The organism is Pigmentiphaga litoralis (genome assembly GCF_048632615.1).
Classification (GTDB): domain Bacteria; phylum Pseudomonadota; class Gammaproteobacteria; order Burkholderiales; family Burkholderiaceae_B; genus Pigmentiphaga; species Pigmentiphaga litoralis_B.
Window position 1 is genome coordinate 1,994,337 of record NZ_CP184479.1, and the last position, 15,073, is coordinate 2,009,409.

Below are 15,073 nucleotides of genomic sequence, written 5' to 3' on the forward strand. Positions count from 1 at the left end.
GTCGTTGATGTCATCCCCTATCCCTGCCGGCCGCAATGTCATCCGCGGCACCGCCTATGTCCTGGGCGACAACATCGATACCGACCAGATCCTGACGGCCGAGTATCTGAAGATCAATCCGTCTACCCCCGACGGCTATGCGGAGCTGGGCAAGCTGGCGATGTGCGGCCTGCCCGATGACGCGCTGCCTTTCGTCGACCCGGTCACCGGCGCCTGTGCGTATACCGTCATCATCGCCGGCGCGAACTTCGGCTGCGGATCGTCGCGCGAACACGCGGTGATTGCGCTGGGGTCGGCGGGCATTCAGGCGGTGGTGGCGCAGTCCTTCGCACGCATCTTCTTCCGCAATTGCGTGTCGACGGGTGAGGTCCTGCCCGTCGTCGCGCAAGAGGCCTTGACCGCCACCGTGCGCACGGGTGACGAGGTGGAGGTGCACGTCGATGAAGGCCGCGTCGTGGTGCACGCGCGAAGCGTTAATGTGCCCACCGAACCCGTGGGTGAACTGGCCGACATCGTGACCGCGGGGGGCCTGTTTGCGTATGCCAGGGCAACGGGTCGGATGCCGGCGCGGACTTGAAGCAGCCGCCTGCCGCGCGTCAATAAGCGCAGCTACCCGCCCGCAACGGCGGCCGTGCCTGCCCGCCCCGCCTCACTCCCGCTGCCGCCCCGTGGCAAACAGGTCATACGACATCTGGAACATGGCCTGCGCGTCCTGTTCCAGCACCGGGTTATGCGGGGCGGGCCGCAACTCGCCCAGCGCGGCGTCATAGGTCTCGGTCTGCACGGTCTTGCCGAAACCCAGCGTTGCGATCTGGTCGCCGCGCATCATCGCAATGTTGCGGTTGTGATTGAAGACGGCGTAGCCCTCTTCGGGCTTCATGCGCAGGATGTCACGCCCGGGCAGCCGTGACTCGTACGACAGATGCAGCATGCCGAGCAGCGTCGGGCCGATGTCGATCTGGCTGGCCAGGGTGTCCACGCGCTGCGGCGCCAGGTAGGCCGGGGCATGCACGATGAACGGCACCGAGTAGGTCGGCACGGGAATCTGGGCGCGGCCATAGACACGCGCGCCGTGATCGCCCGTCACCACCAGCACCGTATCGCGATACCACGGCCGGGTCTTGAGCTTGTCGTAGAACTTGCCAATGGCATAGTCGGCATAACGCACGCCGGCGTCGCGGCCACCGCCCTTGGCCTGCACGCCCGCAATGCCTTCCGGAAACGTGAAGGGCTTGTGGTTGGACGTGCTCATTACGACCGAGAAGATTTTTTCTCCGTGCGCGACCTGTTTATCGAACACGTCGAGCGCGTTGTCCATCAGCTCTTCATCGGCAATGCCCCATATGTTGGAAAAGCGGGGGTGGGCATGTCTACCCGGTCCACCACGCGCCATCCGTTGCCGCCAAAAAAAGCGTTCATGTTGTCGAAGGTGCCGTAGCCACCGTAGATGAAAGTGGGTGCGTAGCCCGCGCGCCGGGCCACCGTGGACAGGTTGAACAATCCTTCGTTGTGGCTGCGCTTGACGACGGCTTCGGGGGGCACGGGGGCCAGCGACGTGGTCAAGGCTTCCATGCCGCGCACGGTGCGCGTGCCGCTGGCATACAGATGCGTGAAGCTGACGCCTTCGCGCGCGATGCGATCGACATTGGGCGTCAGGTCGCGTCCGCCCAGGCTGCCCACGAATTCCGATCCCAGGGACTCCTGCAGCAGCACGATCACATGCAGCTTGCGCGGCGGCCCCAGGTCGCTGTTGTCGACCTGGCGGGCGAGCGGATGGGTGGTGACGGACGGCGGCAGGAAGCGGGTGTTCGATTGCCGCACCAGATGCCGCAGCCGCACCGCGGCATCGGTGTCCGACAACGTGGCGTAATAGCGGTCGTAGTCGATGTCGGCATTCTTCAGTGCACTGAAGAACGAGTACACACCGTTGTCGGCCAGCTCGCCGGAGATGCGATTGGTGTTCGCCCCCTGTGCATTCTGCAACGACAGGCCTTCCAGCGACAACGCGATCAGCACGCCATAACCCAGCATGGCCAGGGTGCGCGCGCGCAGCGCACCGGCATCGTCCTGAAAGGCCCGGCGCAGGCGATGGCGCAGCAGAAAGGTCGCGCTCAGCCCGATCGACAGCGCCGTCAGCAAGGCGCGTCCGACCGGATAGGACTCGCGGATATTGGTGAAGACTTCCGTCGGGTAGATCAGGTATTCGACGGCGGTGTAGTTGAAACGCGCATTGAATTCGTCAAAGAAAAACGCCTCGGCGGCGATCAGATACACGAACGCGGCAATGGCGACGACGAAGCCTGCGAACATCAGGCGCCGTCCGAAGCGGGACGCGAACAGCCCGCGGGGCGCCAGCCACAGGTAGAGGGCCAGACCACCGCACAGATACAGGCCGGTCACCGAATCCAGCAGCATTCCCATCGCAAAGGCGCGCGGCAGCATGGCCCAGGTGACCAGCCCGTCATGCAGGCTGATGGCCGACAGGATCACGCGTGTGATGAACGACGTGGCCAGATAGGCCAGCCAGGCCAGGCCGAACACCGTCAGGCGCCCGTTCTGCAAGGACAACAGCAGGCGGCTGATGCGCCCGCTGCCGGGCGGCGCCATGCCCGCCGGCGACAGGGCGGCGGCGGGCGGCAGGGTTTTGATGGACGACATGAGGGCGGTTTCCTTGCACCAGAACAGACCGGGGCAAGGCTACGGACCGGGGTGTCGAATCCCTGTTGAAGCGGTGTCGAATTTGCGTCGAATCAGGCGAACTGCAGGAAGAAAGACGTGTGATGCCGGTCGCTGTCGGTGCTGGACGTGACTGTCAGCGTCCAACCCTGGGTGTCGCACACCCGCTTGGCAATGGCCAGACCCAGTCCACGTTCGCGTGCCGCCGCATCGGACGTGGTGCCCGCCTTGAGGGGATGATCCTCGGGCGCCCCGGCTTCCATGCGATCCTTCCATCGGCCGCGGTAGTACCGTTCGAACACGAAGGGCAGATCGGGCGCCGCGATGCCTGGGCCATCGTCCGTCACCACCAGCCCGCTGCCTTGCGCCGTGACCCGCAGGGTGGCCGGCGCGGCATGGTCGATCGCGTTGCGGATCAGGTTGCGCAGCACGATCAGCAGGCCGTAACGATCCAGTTCCGCCACCGCGGTGGGCGGCAGTTCGTTCACCAGCACGAGGCCCGCGCGCTGCCCGCGTTCGTTCAACCCGCTCCAGGCGTCGTCCAGGCACTCGGCCAGCACCACCTGGGTGCGGGGACCGGCTTCGGCGCTGCTGATGGCCCGCGCGGTTTCCAGTGTCGAGCCGATCTCGTCCACGTTCTGCATGATGCGCGCAAGCCGGTCGCGCAGCGGTGGCGACACGGCCGCATCCAGCGCGGCCATCTCGGCATCGGTGCGGATCGATGTGAGCGGCGTGCGCACCTCATGGCTCAGGTTGGCGGAAAACTCGCGTTCCTGCGCAATCGATTGTTCGACGCGGTCCTGCACGCGGCTGAAGGCTTCGATCAGCCGGCCGGCTTCATCGTCGCGATCCACCTTGATCGCGGGCGCGCCCGGCGCCCAGCCCGACACGCGGTCCGTCACTTCCATCATGGGCCGCAGGATCAACCCGGCGACCGATCGGGACAGCCAGAACCCGGCCAGCGAACAGGCCAGCCACAGGCCCAGCAATATCGCGCCGAATTCATACACCCGTTCTTCATTGTCGGTGGCGTCGTAGCGCACGAACACGCGGCCCGAGGGCGAGTCGGTCACGATCACGTGCCACACCGATTCATCGGGATTGACCTGATAGGCTCCCGGCGGCAGGGCCTGGATGCTGGCAGGAATCTCGTCATGCGCACCCCCGGTGGCGCCACCCAGGCCTTCAGGCTCGGCCCCAGTTCAAGTGGACCGCTGGCGGGCGGCACCACTTCGCCCAGGGTCAGCCGCTGCACCAGCCGCGTGGCTTCGGTCGTCACGATCTGGTCGACCAGCGCGTCTTCCTGTTCGTCCAGGACCAGGTAGACCAGGGCCGCCTGCAGCGCCACGAACAGGGCCACCGCGCCGGTCAGCGCCCACGTTACCCGCTGCTTCAGGGTCATGCGGCCAAAGCGGCTGTTTTCCGCCAGGCCCGCACGGCCCGCCGCGCTTGCACCGGCTCCGCCAGCCCCACGCATCATCACGCGTCTCCCGCCGTGTCGGCCAGCCGATAGCCCACGCCATGCACGGTGTCCAGCCCGTCAAAGCCAGCGTCGGACAAGGCCTTGCGCAGCAGGTGGATCTGGCTGCGCAGCGCATCGCGTTCGGGCACGTCGTCGCCCCACAGGGCCGATTCCAGTTCGCTGCGCGGCACGACGCGGCCCGGGTCGCGGATCAGGACTTCGACGATGCGGCTGCCCTTGGGGGTCAGCTTGACGGCCTTGCCCGCCACTTTTACCGATCGGGTCCGCGCGTCGAACGCCAGGCGGCCGAACTCGCGCACCGGGTTGGCGACCACGCCGCTGGCCCGGTTCAGCAGCGCCCGCAGCCTGGCTTCGACCTCGGCCAGCGCATAGGGCTTGGTCACGTAATCATCGGCGCCATGCGAAAAAGCGTCCAGCTTGTCGCTCAATTCATCGCGCGCCGTCACCAGCAACACAGGCGTGGCCAGACGCAGTTCGTTGCGCAAGCGCCGCAGCACGGTAATGCCGTCCAGGCCGGGCAGGCCGATATCGAGCAGGACGGCGTCGAAACTGTCGGCCCCCAGGCGGTACAGTGCCGACGCGCCGTCATACGCAACGTCCACCGAAAAGCCCTTGGCTTCCATGAAGGCGCACAGGTTGGCCGAAATCGTAAGATCGTCCTCGATAATGAGGACCCGGGGAAGCAGCGCGATCATGGCAGGGACACAGTCAGGTCGGCGGCCACCGGGACCGGGGCGCCGTTCAGCCGCTGAGTGTATCTGTCCATTCATCAAAATGCGTTAAGGTTTTGCCTGCGCCAGGGTTTGCCTGCGCCGCGCCCACGAACGGACTCCCATGCCTGCCCTGACCTGTCGATCGCTGTTGGCGACCCTGCTGACCGCGCTGGCGCTTTGCGCCGGCTCCGCAGGCGCGCGGGCCGACGCCAGCATCGACGCCAATCCCGAATCCGCCAGCGGCGTGACTCCCAAGGCGCTGGTGACGGCGCGCCACCTGATGGCGGTGACCGCGCATCCGCTCGCCACCGACGCGGCGTACGTCACGTTGCGGCGCGGCGGCAGCGCGGTCGATGCGGCCATTGCGGCGCAGATGGTGCTGACCTTGGTGGAACCGCAATCGTCGGGCATCGGCGGCGGCGCCTTCCTGCTGCATTTTTCGGCATCGGATGGCGCGGTGCGTTTCTTCGATGGCCGCGAAACGGCGCCCGCGCGGGTCGATGAAGACCTGTTCATGCGCAATGGCCGTCAGCTTCCTTTCTTTGACGCCGTCAACAGCGGCAGGTCGGTGGGCGTGCCGGGCGTGCTGCGCATGCTGGAACTCGCGCATCGCCGGCACGGCAAGCTGCCCTGGGCCGACCTGTTCCAGCCCGCCATCGCGATGGCCCAGGACGGCTTTCTGGTCACGCCGCGTCTGGCGGGATTGATTGCCGGCAGCGAGGCCCTGGCGCGCCAGCCGGCCGCGCGCGCCTACTTTTTCCGCCCCGATGGCACGCCGCTGCAGGTGGGCGACCGCCTGCGCAACCCTGCCCTGGCCGCCACCCTGCGCACGATCGCCGCGCACGGCGCCGACGCTTTTTATACAGGCGCGCTGGCCGGCCGCATCGTCGATGCGGTGGCCAGCCACCCGGTACCGGGCACCTTGTCGCGGCAGGACCTGGCTTCCTATCAGGCGCTGGAACGCGAACCGGTGTGCGCGCCCTACCGCCACTATCAGGTATGCGGCGCCTCGCCGCCCAGTTCCGGCGGCATCGCCATCGCGCAGATGCTGGGCATTCTTGCCCATACGCCGATCGACCGGCTGGCGCCGAATTCGGTCGATGCCGTGCATCTGTTCAGCGAAGCAGGCCGCCTGGCCTACGCCGACCGCGATCGGTACGTGGCCGATCCCGCGTTCCAGCCGGTGCCGGTAGCCGCCATGATCGCGCCTGCCTACCTGGCCCAGCGTGCCGCGTTGATCTCGCCAACGCGGTCGATGGGCCGTGCCGCCCCCGGCGATCCGGTTCCGGGCGGCCTGGTGCGGCTGGGCCTGGACGACACGCCCGAACTGCCGTCGACCACGCACCTGTCGATCGTGGACGCGGACGGCAACGCGGTGGCCATGACCTCGACGATCGAACAGGCGTTTGGCAGCAAGATCTTCGTTGGCGGCTTCCTGCTCAACAATGAACTGACCGACTTTTCTTTGTCGCCCACGGATCAGCAAGGCCGCCGCGTGGCCAATCGGGTCGAGGCCGGCAAACGGCCGCGCAGCACCATGGCGCCTACCCTGGTCATGGCGCCGTCGGTCGATGGCCGCCCGCCCCGCTTGCGGCTGGTGGTCGGATCGCCCGGGGGTAGCGCCATCGTCAACTATGTGGCGCAGACCATCGTCGCGAACCTGGACTGGGGCCTCGATATCCAGGCCGCGGTAGCTCTGCCGCACCGGGGCAGCCGCAACCGCGACACCGAACTCGAAGCCGCGACGGGCCTGGATTCGCTGATTCCGGCGCTGGAAAAGCGTGGTCATCATGTAACCTTGCATGAGTTCCCCAGTGGCGTGCATGCCATCGCGAGCACGCCCGACGGTGGGTTGCAGTCGGGGGCCGACCCTCGCAGAGAAGGCACCGCCATGGGGCACTGAGCCAAGGCTGTTGTGCAACAGCCCGTGAATGGCGACTTACCTCGTTGCCGAAGCAACATCTCGTATTACTTGCGTGGCATGAAGGGGTATCGCATATTGCCGTGCCCTCTAAAATCCCCCAAAGCTTTGCCCAGCCCTACCCCTTTCTATTGCAGACGTTAAGAGGTTCCGTGACTGAGTCTTCCACTATTGCCCATCGCGCGTACGCCCGACTGACCCGTTCGTTCATCGTGGGTCTGTTGGCCGTTTCCGGGGCCGTGAGTGCCACATCTGCGCACGCGTTCAATTTCTATGATGTCGCCCGGCGAGCCAAAGAGCTCTCCAATGAAAAGTTCAAGGCGCCGACCAGCGCCCTGCCGCGGGAGTTGCGCGACCTGAAGTTCGCCGACTACCAGCAGATCCAGCTCAAGCGCGAGAAATACCATTGGGCCGACAACAAGTCGCCCTTCGAACTCGTGTTCCATCACCAGGGCATGTACTTCGACCTGCCCATCAAGATCAACGAAGTGGATGCCGAAGGCGTCCGCGAAATCAAGTACGACCCGAACGACTTCGACTTCGGACCACGCAAGCCCGACGCCAAGGCGCTCAACAATCTGGGCTTTGCCGGCTTCAAGGTGCTGTACCCGCTCAACAATTCGAAAAAGCCCGATGACGAGATCGCCTCGTTCCTGGGAGCCAGCTACTTCCGCGTGATTGGCAAGGGCCAGCAATACGGCATTTCGGCACGGGGCCTGGCCATCGATACGGCGGTGCCGTCGGGCGAGGAATTTCCCCGTTTTCGCGAGTTCTGGGTATCGCGTCCGGCCAACTCTGACAAGCACATCGTGATCTATGCGCTGCTGGATTCGCCGCGCGCCACGGGGGCCTTCCGCTTCACGATCACGCCGGGCGAAGACACGACGGTGGACGTGAAGTCGCGCGTGTACCTGCGCGCGCCCGTCGCCAAGCTGGGCATTGCGCCCATGGCCAGCATGTTCCTGTATGGATCGAATCAGCCGACCACGTCGTCGAATTTCCGGTCCGAACTGCATGATTCCGACGGCCTGGCTTTTCACGCGGGCAATGGCGAATGGCTGTGGCGTCCGCTGAACAATCCGCGCCGCCTGTCGACCAGTTCGTTCGGCATGGAAAATCCCAAGGGCTTCGGATTGCAGCAGCGCGGCCGCGAATTCAGCCGCTATGAAGACATCGACGACCGCTACGAGACCCGTCCTTCCTTGTGGGTCGAGCCGAGCGGCAACTGGGGCAAGGGCCGCGTCGAGCTGATCGAGATCCCGACGGCCGACGAAACCAACGACAACATCGTTGCGTTCTGGGTCCCGGAAAACCAGCCCAAGCCGGGCGCGGCGCTGGACCTGGACTACACCCTGCGCTTTACGCGCAACGAGGCCAAACTGCAGGACCCGAAGCTGGCCCGCGTCATCCAGACCCTGCGATCGGCCGGCGAACTGAAAGGCGCCGACCTGATCCGCCGTGCCGATGGCAGCCTGGCGCTGATGATCGACTTCACGGCGCCGGCAACGGCCCGCAAGAATGATCCGCGCGTGCCGGTGTCGCTCAGCTTTTCCAACAACGGCAACGCCGACGTGATGGAGAACAGCCTGCGCCACAACCCGGTCACGGGCGGCTGGCGCGTGACGCTGCGCCTGAAGGTCAAGGACCCCACCAAACCGGTCGAGATGCGCGCCGCGCTGGTCAATGGCCAGACGCAGGTTTCGGAAACCTGGAGCTATCAATTGCCCGCCAACGAGACGGCTGAATGATGAGCGTGCTACCTGACGACGGCGCCAGCGCCGCGGTCCCGAACGATCGCAAGGCGCTGGCGCGTGCCTACGGTCCGGACATGGACGCGGCGGGCCTGGTGCACGTCGCGCCCGACGGCGAAGCGTGCATTGCCGCCACGCCGCCAATGCATCGCAGTTCCATGGTGCCCGAGCCCTGGATCACCAACCCGCTGGTGCGCGGCTGGCGCAGCTTCCGTGGAAAGGCCCGCGCCGCCAAGGCCGGCCGCGACCAGTCACAGGAACCACGCTGGAAGTCGGCAGGCCGCGCGCGCCGCATGTGCCTGCTGATTGCCGTCATCGTGCAGACGGTGGTTGCGACCTGGTACATGAAAGCAGTGCTGCCCTACCAGGGCGGCCAGATCCTGGAAATCGCGATCCTGTTCCTGTTCGCGCTGCTGTTCTGCTGGGTGTCCGCCGGTTTCTGGACCGCCCTGATGGGCTTCCTGCAACTGATGATAGGACGCGACCGCTACAGCATTTCCGGCACGGCGGCCGAAGGCATACCGATCAACAAGTCCACCCGGACCGCGATCGTCATGCCGATTTGCAACGAAGATGTGGCCCGTGTCATGGCCGGCCTGCGCGCTACCTATGAATCGGTGGAGCGGTCCGGCGAACTGGCGCAGTTCGACTTCTTCATCCTCAGCGACAGCTACAAGGCCGACACCTGCGTGGCCGAGCAACGCGCCTGGGTGGAACTGTGCAAGGCCGTGGGCGGCTTCGGCAAGATCTTCTATCGCCGGCGCCGCCGCCGCGTCAAACGCAAGAGCGGCAACATCGATGACTTCTGCCGCCGCTGGGGCGCCAACTATCAGTACATGGTGGTGTTGGATGCCGACAGCGTAATGAGCGGCGAATGCCTGAAGCGCCTGGTGGTGCTGATGGACGCCAATCCTGAAGCGGGCATCATCCAGAGCGCGCCCCGCGCCGCCGGAATGGACAGCCTGTATGCGCGGGTGCAGCAGTTCGCAACCCGCATCTACGGCCCGCTGTTCACGGCCGGGCTGCATTTCTGGCAATTGGGCGAATCGCACTACTGGGGCCACAACGCCATCATCCGCCTGGAACCCTTCATCCAGCATTGCGCGCTGGCGCCGTTGCCGGGCAAGGGCAGCTTCGCGGGCGCCATCCTGTCGCATGACTTTGTCGAAGCGGCCCTGATGCGCCGCGCCGGCTGGGGAGTGTGGATCGCCTATGACCTGCCGGGCAGCTACGAAGAACTGCCGCCCAACCTGCTGGACGAACTGCAGCGCGACCAGCGGTGGTGCCAGGGCAACCTGATGAACTTCCGGTTGTTCCTGGTCAAGGGCATGCACCCCGTGCATCGCGCGGTGTTCCTGACCGGCGTCATGTCTTACCTGTCGGCGCCGCTGTGGTTCCTGTTCCTGGCCTTGTCGACGGCGCTGCTGGCGGTCCATACGCTGACCGAACCGCAATACTTCGTGGCCCCCCACCAGTTGTTCCCGGTGTGGCCACAATGGCATCCCGAAGAAGCCATTGCGCTGTTCTCGACCACGGCCATTCTGCTGTTCTTCCCGAAGATCCTCAGTGTGCTGTTGGTCTGGGCCAAGGGCGCGAAGGAATATGGCGGCGGGGTGAAGCTGTTCTGGAGCATGCTGTGGGAAGTGCTGTTTTCCATGCTGCTGGCGCCGATCCGCATGGTCTTCCACACCCGTTTCGTGGTGGCCGCCTTCCTGGGCATGTCGGTGCAGTGGAAGTCGCCCAAGCGGGACAACAACGAGACGTCCTGGGGTGAAGCGACCCGCCGTCACGGCCTGCAGACCCTGCTGGGGCTGTGCTGGGGCGCGCTGGTGGCCTGGCTGAACCCGAACTTCCTGTGGTGGATGATTCCGATCCTGCTGTCGCTGGTGCTGGCGATTCCGCTGTCGGTGCTGTCGAGCCGGGTGGCGCTGGGCAAGGCGGCGTACCGCAACCGCCTGTTCCAGATCCCGGAAGAGACGCATCCGCCCGTGGAACTGGTCCATACCAAGACCTACACGCAGCAGAACAACGCGTCCCTGCCCAGCCCGGGCTTTGCCGACGCGCTGCATGATCCGGACGTGAACGCCCTGTCGGCCGCGATGGCGACGGGCCGGCATCGCAGCACGGAACTGCTCGCGCAAAGCCGCGCCGCGCGGATCGCGCGGGCGCTGGAACGGGGTCCGGAAACCCTGCCCGAGCCGGAAAAATCCGTTTGCTGGACGACCCGGTGGTGCTGCGCGAAGTGCATCGCCAGTTGCTGCTGGCGCAGCCCAAGGAAGGCCTGGCCGCGTGATCCGACGCCGCGACCCGCGGTGAGTCACGCAACGCCCCGGTCCATGGATCGGGGCGTTGTCGTTTGGGGTGCTGTCACGGTCCGGTCATTCGCGAGGCCTAGGCTGGCGCTCTTCCCTCTTGCGCCATTTCCCCTATCATGCCCTTCCGCCTGCCCCGCGCTGCCCTGCTCTGTGCCGTCTTCCCGCTGCTGCTCCTGACCGGTTGCGGCAGCGACGACGATGACAGTACGCCCGAACGCAGCGTGGGTTCGCTCAAACTGATCGGTCAGCAGGTCCTGCCCCGCCGCGGTGAATTCCAGGGCACCGTGGTCGGCGGCCTGTCGGGCATCGATTACGACGCGGCACGCCAGCGCTACCTGTTCATTTCAGATGATCGGACCACCACCGACTCGCCCACGCCGCCACGCATGTACACCGGCACGCTGACCTTCGACGCCACCACCTTCTCGTCGGTGCAGATGCTGTCAACCTTCACCATGAAACAGCCGGGCGGCGCGGTCTACCCCAAGGTGCCCAATCCGCTGGTGGCCGATCCCGAGTCGGTCCGCGTCGATCCGGTCAGCGGCAACTACGTGTGGACCAGCGAAGGCGATCGCACGCTGGCCAGCGGCGCGACGGCCGAACGCCTGATCAACCCGTTCATTCGCGAGATCCGTCCCGACGGCACGCATGTCCGTGAATACACCTTGCCCGGCATGTTCCAGATGTCGCGCGGCGAAAAGGGCCCGCGCGGCAACCTGGCGTTCGAAGGGCTGGCGTTGACGCCCGATACGCTGAGCGCCGCCGTGATGATGGAAGGCCCCTTGTTCGAAGACGGCCCCGCGCCGTCGGTCACCGCCGGTGCGCTTGCGCGCCTGACCGTATTCAACCGCGCCGCCGGCGTGGCGGTATCGCAATATGTCTATCCGGTCGACAAGGTGCAGGTCGCGCCGGTGCCGGCCGACCAGTTCTCGGTCAGCGGCGCAACCGAGATCCTGGCTATCACCAACACGCGTTTCCTGGTGCTGGAACGCAGCTTCTCAGTGGGCGTGACAGGCAATCAGATCCGCCTGTACGAGGTGGACATCAGCAAGGCCAGCAACGTGCTCAACACGACGTCGTTGACGGGCGCGGCCTATACGCCCTTGACCAAGCGCCTGGTGCTGGACTTCGAAACGCTCAAGACCCAACTGGGGGGCATCGCCAACCTGGAAGGCATGACCTTCGGCCCGAAGCTGCCGAACGGCCATGACTCGCTGGTGATCGTTGCGGATGACAACTTTCCGGCCGCGGACTCGGCAACGGATCGCAATCAGATCATCGTGTTCGACGTGCAGCCTTGACCGGCGAAAGACAGGCGGCCGTGGCCGCCTGTCACGCCCATGCGCCTGTCGTGCCCATGCAGGGCCGCGACGGGACGCTTAGTCGCCGTATACCGCCGCCGCCCTGATCGGCCCTGCCCATCGCTCGATTTCCGCTTCAAGGTATTGCCGATGGCCCTGCGGCGCCAGCCGCGCGTCATCGACCGGGCGAATGCCCGCGTCTTTCTGTTGCTGCCGGAACGACGCAGACGCCACCACCCCGCGCAGCGCGGACGACAGCGTGCGGACGATGGCATCGGGCGTGCCACGTGGCGCGTACATGCCGTACCAGATCGTGATCGGCGCCTGATCGATGCCAAAGGATCGCAACGAAGGGACGCTTGCGAGCGGCGTCCCCGACAGCGGGTCGTCCACCGTCAACGCCACCGCCTGCACCTTGGCGGCCTGGATCTGCGGCAGGGCGTTGGCCGTCAGGTCGCACATCAGATCCACCTGACCGCTCAGCATGTCGATCATGGCCGGCCCCGTGCCGCGGTAGGGCACGGTCGTCATGCGCAGCTTCAGGGCATTCTGCAACAGCAGCCCGCACAGATGCGACGCGGACCCCACGCCGGCATTGGCCAACGTGACCTGCGGCTGCCTTGCCATCCAGCGCAACAGATCGCCCGGGGTGGACGTGGGCACGTCCGGTCTGGCGATCAGCACCAGCGGCGATTCCGCGATCACGCCCAGCGGTTCGAAATCGGCAACGGGGTCGACGTCCAGCTTGCGGTACAGGCTCGGCGCCGTGGCCATGTGGACGTGATCCAGCAGCACGGTGTAGCCATCGGGCGCGGCGCGCTTGGCGGCGGCTACGCCAATGTTGCCGCCGGCGCCCGCCTGGTTCACCACCACCACGGTCTGCTTCAGTTGGGGATTGAGTTGCGCGGCCAATTGCCGTGCCAGTTTGTCCATGGGTCCGCCCGCCGCGTACGGAACGATAAGCGTGACGGGTCGCTCGGGATACGCGGCCAGGGCGGGCAGCGCCGTCGCGCACAGCAGGGCGGCCAGGGTGTGCAGCAGGAAAGGTCTGCGCGCAGACATGCTGGAGGGGTCGCCGAACGCCCTGTGGGATGGCGGCTCACAATGGCGACGACCCGGTGAGCGACGCGGCAGGCGACGTGGCCGACGACGTGGCCGACGCGGCCGACGACGTGGCCGAGCGCGTGGCCGATGCGGTCGACGCAGCTGACGCAGCAGACGTTGCCGATGTCGCCGACAACAGCGACGCCGCCTGCAGCACGGCGCGTTCGCGGATGGCGTAGCGCTGCCGTGTCGCGTCCAGGCAGCGCTGCACGATGTACTGCGGAGACGTCGACGGGGTGCCACCTTCGAAGGGCGGCTCGGGGTCGTATTCGATCTGCAGCTGGATCTGCCGCGCGGTATCTTCGTCGATCATTCTGCCGACGGCCAGCAAGGCCATGTCGATACCGGACGTCACGCCACCCGACGTGAAGATATTGCCGTCGATACACATGCGAGACGTATCGGGAATGGCGCCGAACGCGGTCAGGAAATCGCGGGCCTGCCAGTGGCAGGCGGCACGTTTGCCTTTCAGCAGGCCTGCCGCGCCCAGCAGCAAGGACCCGGTGCACACGCCGATCACATACCTTGCGGTGGCTGCCTGCTGCGCCGTGAAGGACACCCATCGCGCGTCCGTCAGGCAGTCGTCGGTGCCGGGTCCGCCAGGTACCACCAGCACGTCGCAAGGCCGGGCCGTTTCGAAGGTGGCGGTGGGCATCATCACCAAGCCCCGGTCGGAGCGCACCGGGTCCATGGACGGCGACACGAAGTCGATCGTAAAGCCGGGCGCGCGGGCGAGCACTTCGAAGGGACCAGTCAGGTCCAGTTGAGTCAGGTCAGGGAATAATAGAAAATTGACGTGCATGACATCCTCCGTATGAAGCCCAGACGATAGAAGGACAACCCATGACAGGCGCGCCAAAAACAGAGGAAAACGCGCCAATTGCCGTGGCGTTCCTGGTCTTCGACGGCTTCCAGCCCATCGACCTGAGCGGGCCGTGGCAGGCCTTTGCCACCGCCAATGACGAGGTCGGCCAGATCCGTTATGCGCTGTCCACTTGCGGCGTGTCGCCCACGGTGTCGACCACCGACGGCGGCCTGCGCATCCTGGTGGACCACACGCTGGATGCCTCGGCGGGCACCCCGTTTCACACCGTGGTGGTGCCAGGCGGCGAAGGCGTGCACGTGGCGTCGAAAGACACTGCCTTCACCCGCTGGTTGCGGCAGCAGGACGCCACGTCCCAACGCACCTGCAGCGTGTGTTCGGGCGCTTTTCTTCTTGCCGCGGCAGGCGTGCTGGACGGTCAGTCTGTCACCACGCACTGGCGGTCGGCGGACCGCCTGCGCAGCCGGTACCCCAAGCTGGACGTGGCCGACGAACGCATCTTTTGTGAGAGTGATAAGTATTGGACGGCGGCCGGTGTCACGGCAGGCATCGACCTGGCGCTGGGGCTGATCGCCCGCGACTGCGGCGAGATCATCGCGCAGCGCGTCGCGCGCCGCCTGGTGGTCTACCTGCGGCGTTCCGGCGATCAACGCCAGTACAGCCAGACCCTGCGCCTGCAGGATCGTGCAAGCGCGCCGTTTCGGGCGTTGATCGAAAAAATGGAAGCGGACCTGGCGCGTGACTGGCACGTCGATGCCATGTCAGACGAATGCGCCATGTCGCGGCGCACGTTCCAGCGCAAATTCAAGGCGCAATTCGGCATGGCGCCAAGCGAGGTGTTGCGCGGTCTGCGCACGGATCGCGCACAGATGCTGCTGGCGGGCGGAACGCTGTCGCGCAAGGACATTGCGCGACAGGTCGGCATGGCGCCGGGGGACTTCTAGATCAGCCCACCGTTGGATGCATGGGTGTCCGGAAAGCGCGCA

12 protein-coding genes and 1 pseudogene are annotated in these 15,073 nt (G+C 65.9%); 6 read left to right on the forward strand and 7 right to left on the reverse strand.

Annotated features, from left to right (window positions below):
• Positions 1–7 precede the first annotated feature (7 nt).
• Positions 8–577, forward strand: a complete 570-nt coding sequence (locus tag ACNANG_RS08725; RefSeq protein ID WP_420226863.1) for a 3-isopropylmalate dehydratase — start codon at positions 8–10, stop codon at positions 575–577.
• 72 nt (positions 578–649) lie between these two features.
• On the opposite strand, the gene ACNANG_RS08730 is transcribed toward ACNANG_RS08725, so the two are convergent.
• The 5 genes from ACNANG_RS08730 to ACNANG_RS08750 form a co-directional block, all read right to left on the reverse strand.
• Entirely contained in the window at positions 650–1,318 is a 669-nt protein-coding gene (locus ACNANG_RS08730) for an LTA synthase family protein (RefSeq protein ID WP_420226864.1), read from the reverse strand.
• Positions 1,318–2,658 carry an LTA synthase family protein gene (locus tag ACNANG_RS08735; RefSeq protein ID WP_420226865.1) on the reverse strand — a complete coding sequence of 447 codons (1,341 nt, stop codon included), beginning with the start codon at positions 2,656–2,658 and terminating at the stop codon, positions 1,318–1,320. The genes ACNANG_RS08730 and ACNANG_RS08735 overlap by 1 nt, the downstream gene beginning before the upstream one ends.
• Before the next feature lie 92 nt (positions 2,659–2,750).
• A complete protein-coding gene (locus ACNANG_RS08740) occupies positions 2,751–3,749 on the reverse strand; it encodes a sensor histidine kinase (protein WP_420226866.1) in 999 nt (332 codons plus the stop codon).
• 2 nt (positions 3,750–3,751) lie between these two features.
• Positions 3,752–4,156: a hypothetical protein gene (locus ACNANG_RS08745; RefSeq protein ID WP_420226867.1), complete on the reverse strand. Its 405-nt coding sequence runs from the start codon at positions 4,154–4,156 to the stop codon at positions 3,752–3,754.
• Complete coding sequence (locus ACNANG_RS08750; RefSeq protein WP_420226868.1) at positions 4,156–4,854, reverse strand: response regulator transcription factor; 699 nt, start codon at positions 4,852–4,854, stop codon at positions 4,156–4,158. Before ACNANG_RS08750 ends, ACNANG_RS08745 begins: the two co-directional genes overlap by 1 nt.
• 139 nt (positions 4,855–4,993) lie before the next feature.
• Between ACNANG_RS08750 and ggt the strand changes: the two genes are divergently transcribed.
• The 4 genes and pseudogenes from ggt to ACNANG_RS08770 all read left to right on the forward strand — a co-directional run bounded on the left by ggt (position 4,994) and on the right by ACNANG_RS08770 (position 12,160).
• A complete protein-coding gene (ggt, locus tag ACNANG_RS08755; RefSeq protein ID WP_420226869.1) occupies positions 4,994–6,775 on the forward strand; it encodes a gamma-glutamyltransferase in 1,782 nt (593 codons plus the stop codon).
• Positions 6,776–7,032: 257 nt separating this feature from the next.
• Complete coding sequence (locus tag ACNANG_RS08760; RefSeq protein WP_420226870.1) at positions 7,033–8,541, forward strand: glucan biosynthesis protein G; 1,509 nt, start codon at positions 7,033–7,035, stop codon at positions 8,539–8,541.
• Positions 8,541–10,837, forward strand: a pseudogene (mdoH, locus tag ACNANG_RS08765) (glucans biosynthesis glucosyltransferase MdoH). Before ACNANG_RS08760 ends, mdoH begins: the two are co-directional and overlap by 1 nt.
• Before the next feature lie 138 nt (positions 10,838–10,975).
• Positions 10,976–12,160 carry an esterase-like activity of phytase family protein gene (locus ACNANG_RS08770; protein WP_420226871.1) on the forward strand — a complete coding sequence of 395 codons (1,185 nt, stop codon included), beginning with the start codon at positions 10,976–10,978 and terminating at the stop codon, positions 12,158–12,160.
• A 78-nt stretch (positions 12,161–12,238) separates the two neighbouring features.
• On the opposite strand, the gene ACNANG_RS08775 is transcribed toward ACNANG_RS08770, so the two are convergent.
• Complete coding sequence (locus ACNANG_RS08775; protein ID WP_420226872.1) at positions 12,239–13,222, reverse strand: tripartite tricarboxylate transporter substrate-binding protein; 984 nt, start codon at positions 13,220–13,222, stop codon at positions 12,239–12,241.
• Between the two features lie 37 nt (positions 13,223–13,259).
• On the reverse strand, positions 13,260–14,066 hold the full coding sequence (locus tag ACNANG_RS08780; protein ID WP_420226873.1) for a DJ-1/PfpI family protein: 807 nt from the start codon (positions 14,064–14,066) through the stop codon (positions 13,260–13,262).
• A 41-nt stretch (positions 14,067–14,107) separates the two neighbouring features.
• On the opposite strand from ACNANG_RS08780, the gene ACNANG_RS08785 reads away from it, so the two are divergent.
• Positions 14,108–15,031, forward strand: coding sequence for a GlxA family transcriptional regulator (locus ACNANG_RS08785; protein ID WP_420226874.1), 924 nt, complete (start codon positions 14,108–14,110; stop codon positions 15,029–15,031).
• Positions 15,032–15,073 lie beyond the last annotated feature (42 nt).

Coding starts and splice junctions, on each gene's coding strand:
- ACNANG_RS08725 (WP_420226863.1), top strand. CDS start 8: ATGTCATCCCCTATCCCTGCCGGCCGCAATGTCATCCGCGGCACCGCC.
- ACNANG_RS08730 (WP_420226864.1), bottom strand. CDS start 1,318: ATGGACAACGCGCTCGACGTGTTCGATAAACAGGTCGCGCACGGAGAA.
- ACNANG_RS08735 (WP_420226865.1), bottom strand. CDS start 2,658: ATGTCGTCCATCAAAACCCTGCCGCCCGCCGCCGCCCTGTCGCCGGCG.
- ACNANG_RS08745 (WP_420226867.1), bottom strand. CDS start 4,156: ATGATGCGTGGGGCTGGCGGAGCCGGTGCAAGCGCGGCGGGCCGTGCG.
- ACNANG_RS08750 (WP_420226868.1), bottom strand. CDS start 4,854: ATGATCGCGCTGCTTCCCCGGGTCCTCATTATCGAGGACGATCTTACG.
- ggt (WP_420226869.1), top strand. CDS start 4,994: ATGCCTGCCCTGACCTGTCGATCGCTGTTGGCGACCCTGCTGACCGCG.
- ACNANG_RS08770 (WP_420226871.1), top strand. CDS start 10,976: ATGCCCTTCCGCCTGCCCCGCGCTGCCCTGCTCTGTGCCGTCTTCCCG.
- ACNANG_RS08775 (WP_420226872.1), bottom strand. CDS start 13,222: ATGTCTGCGCGCAGACCTTTCCTGCTGCACACCCTGGCCGCCCTGCTG.
- ACNANG_RS08780 (WP_420226873.1), bottom strand. CDS start 14,066: ATGCACGTCAATTTTCTATTATTCCCTGACCTGACTCAACTGGACCTG.
- ACNANG_RS08785 (WP_420226874.1), top strand. CDS start 14,108: ATGACAGGCGCGCCAAAAACAGAGGAAAACGCGCCAATTGCCGTGGCG.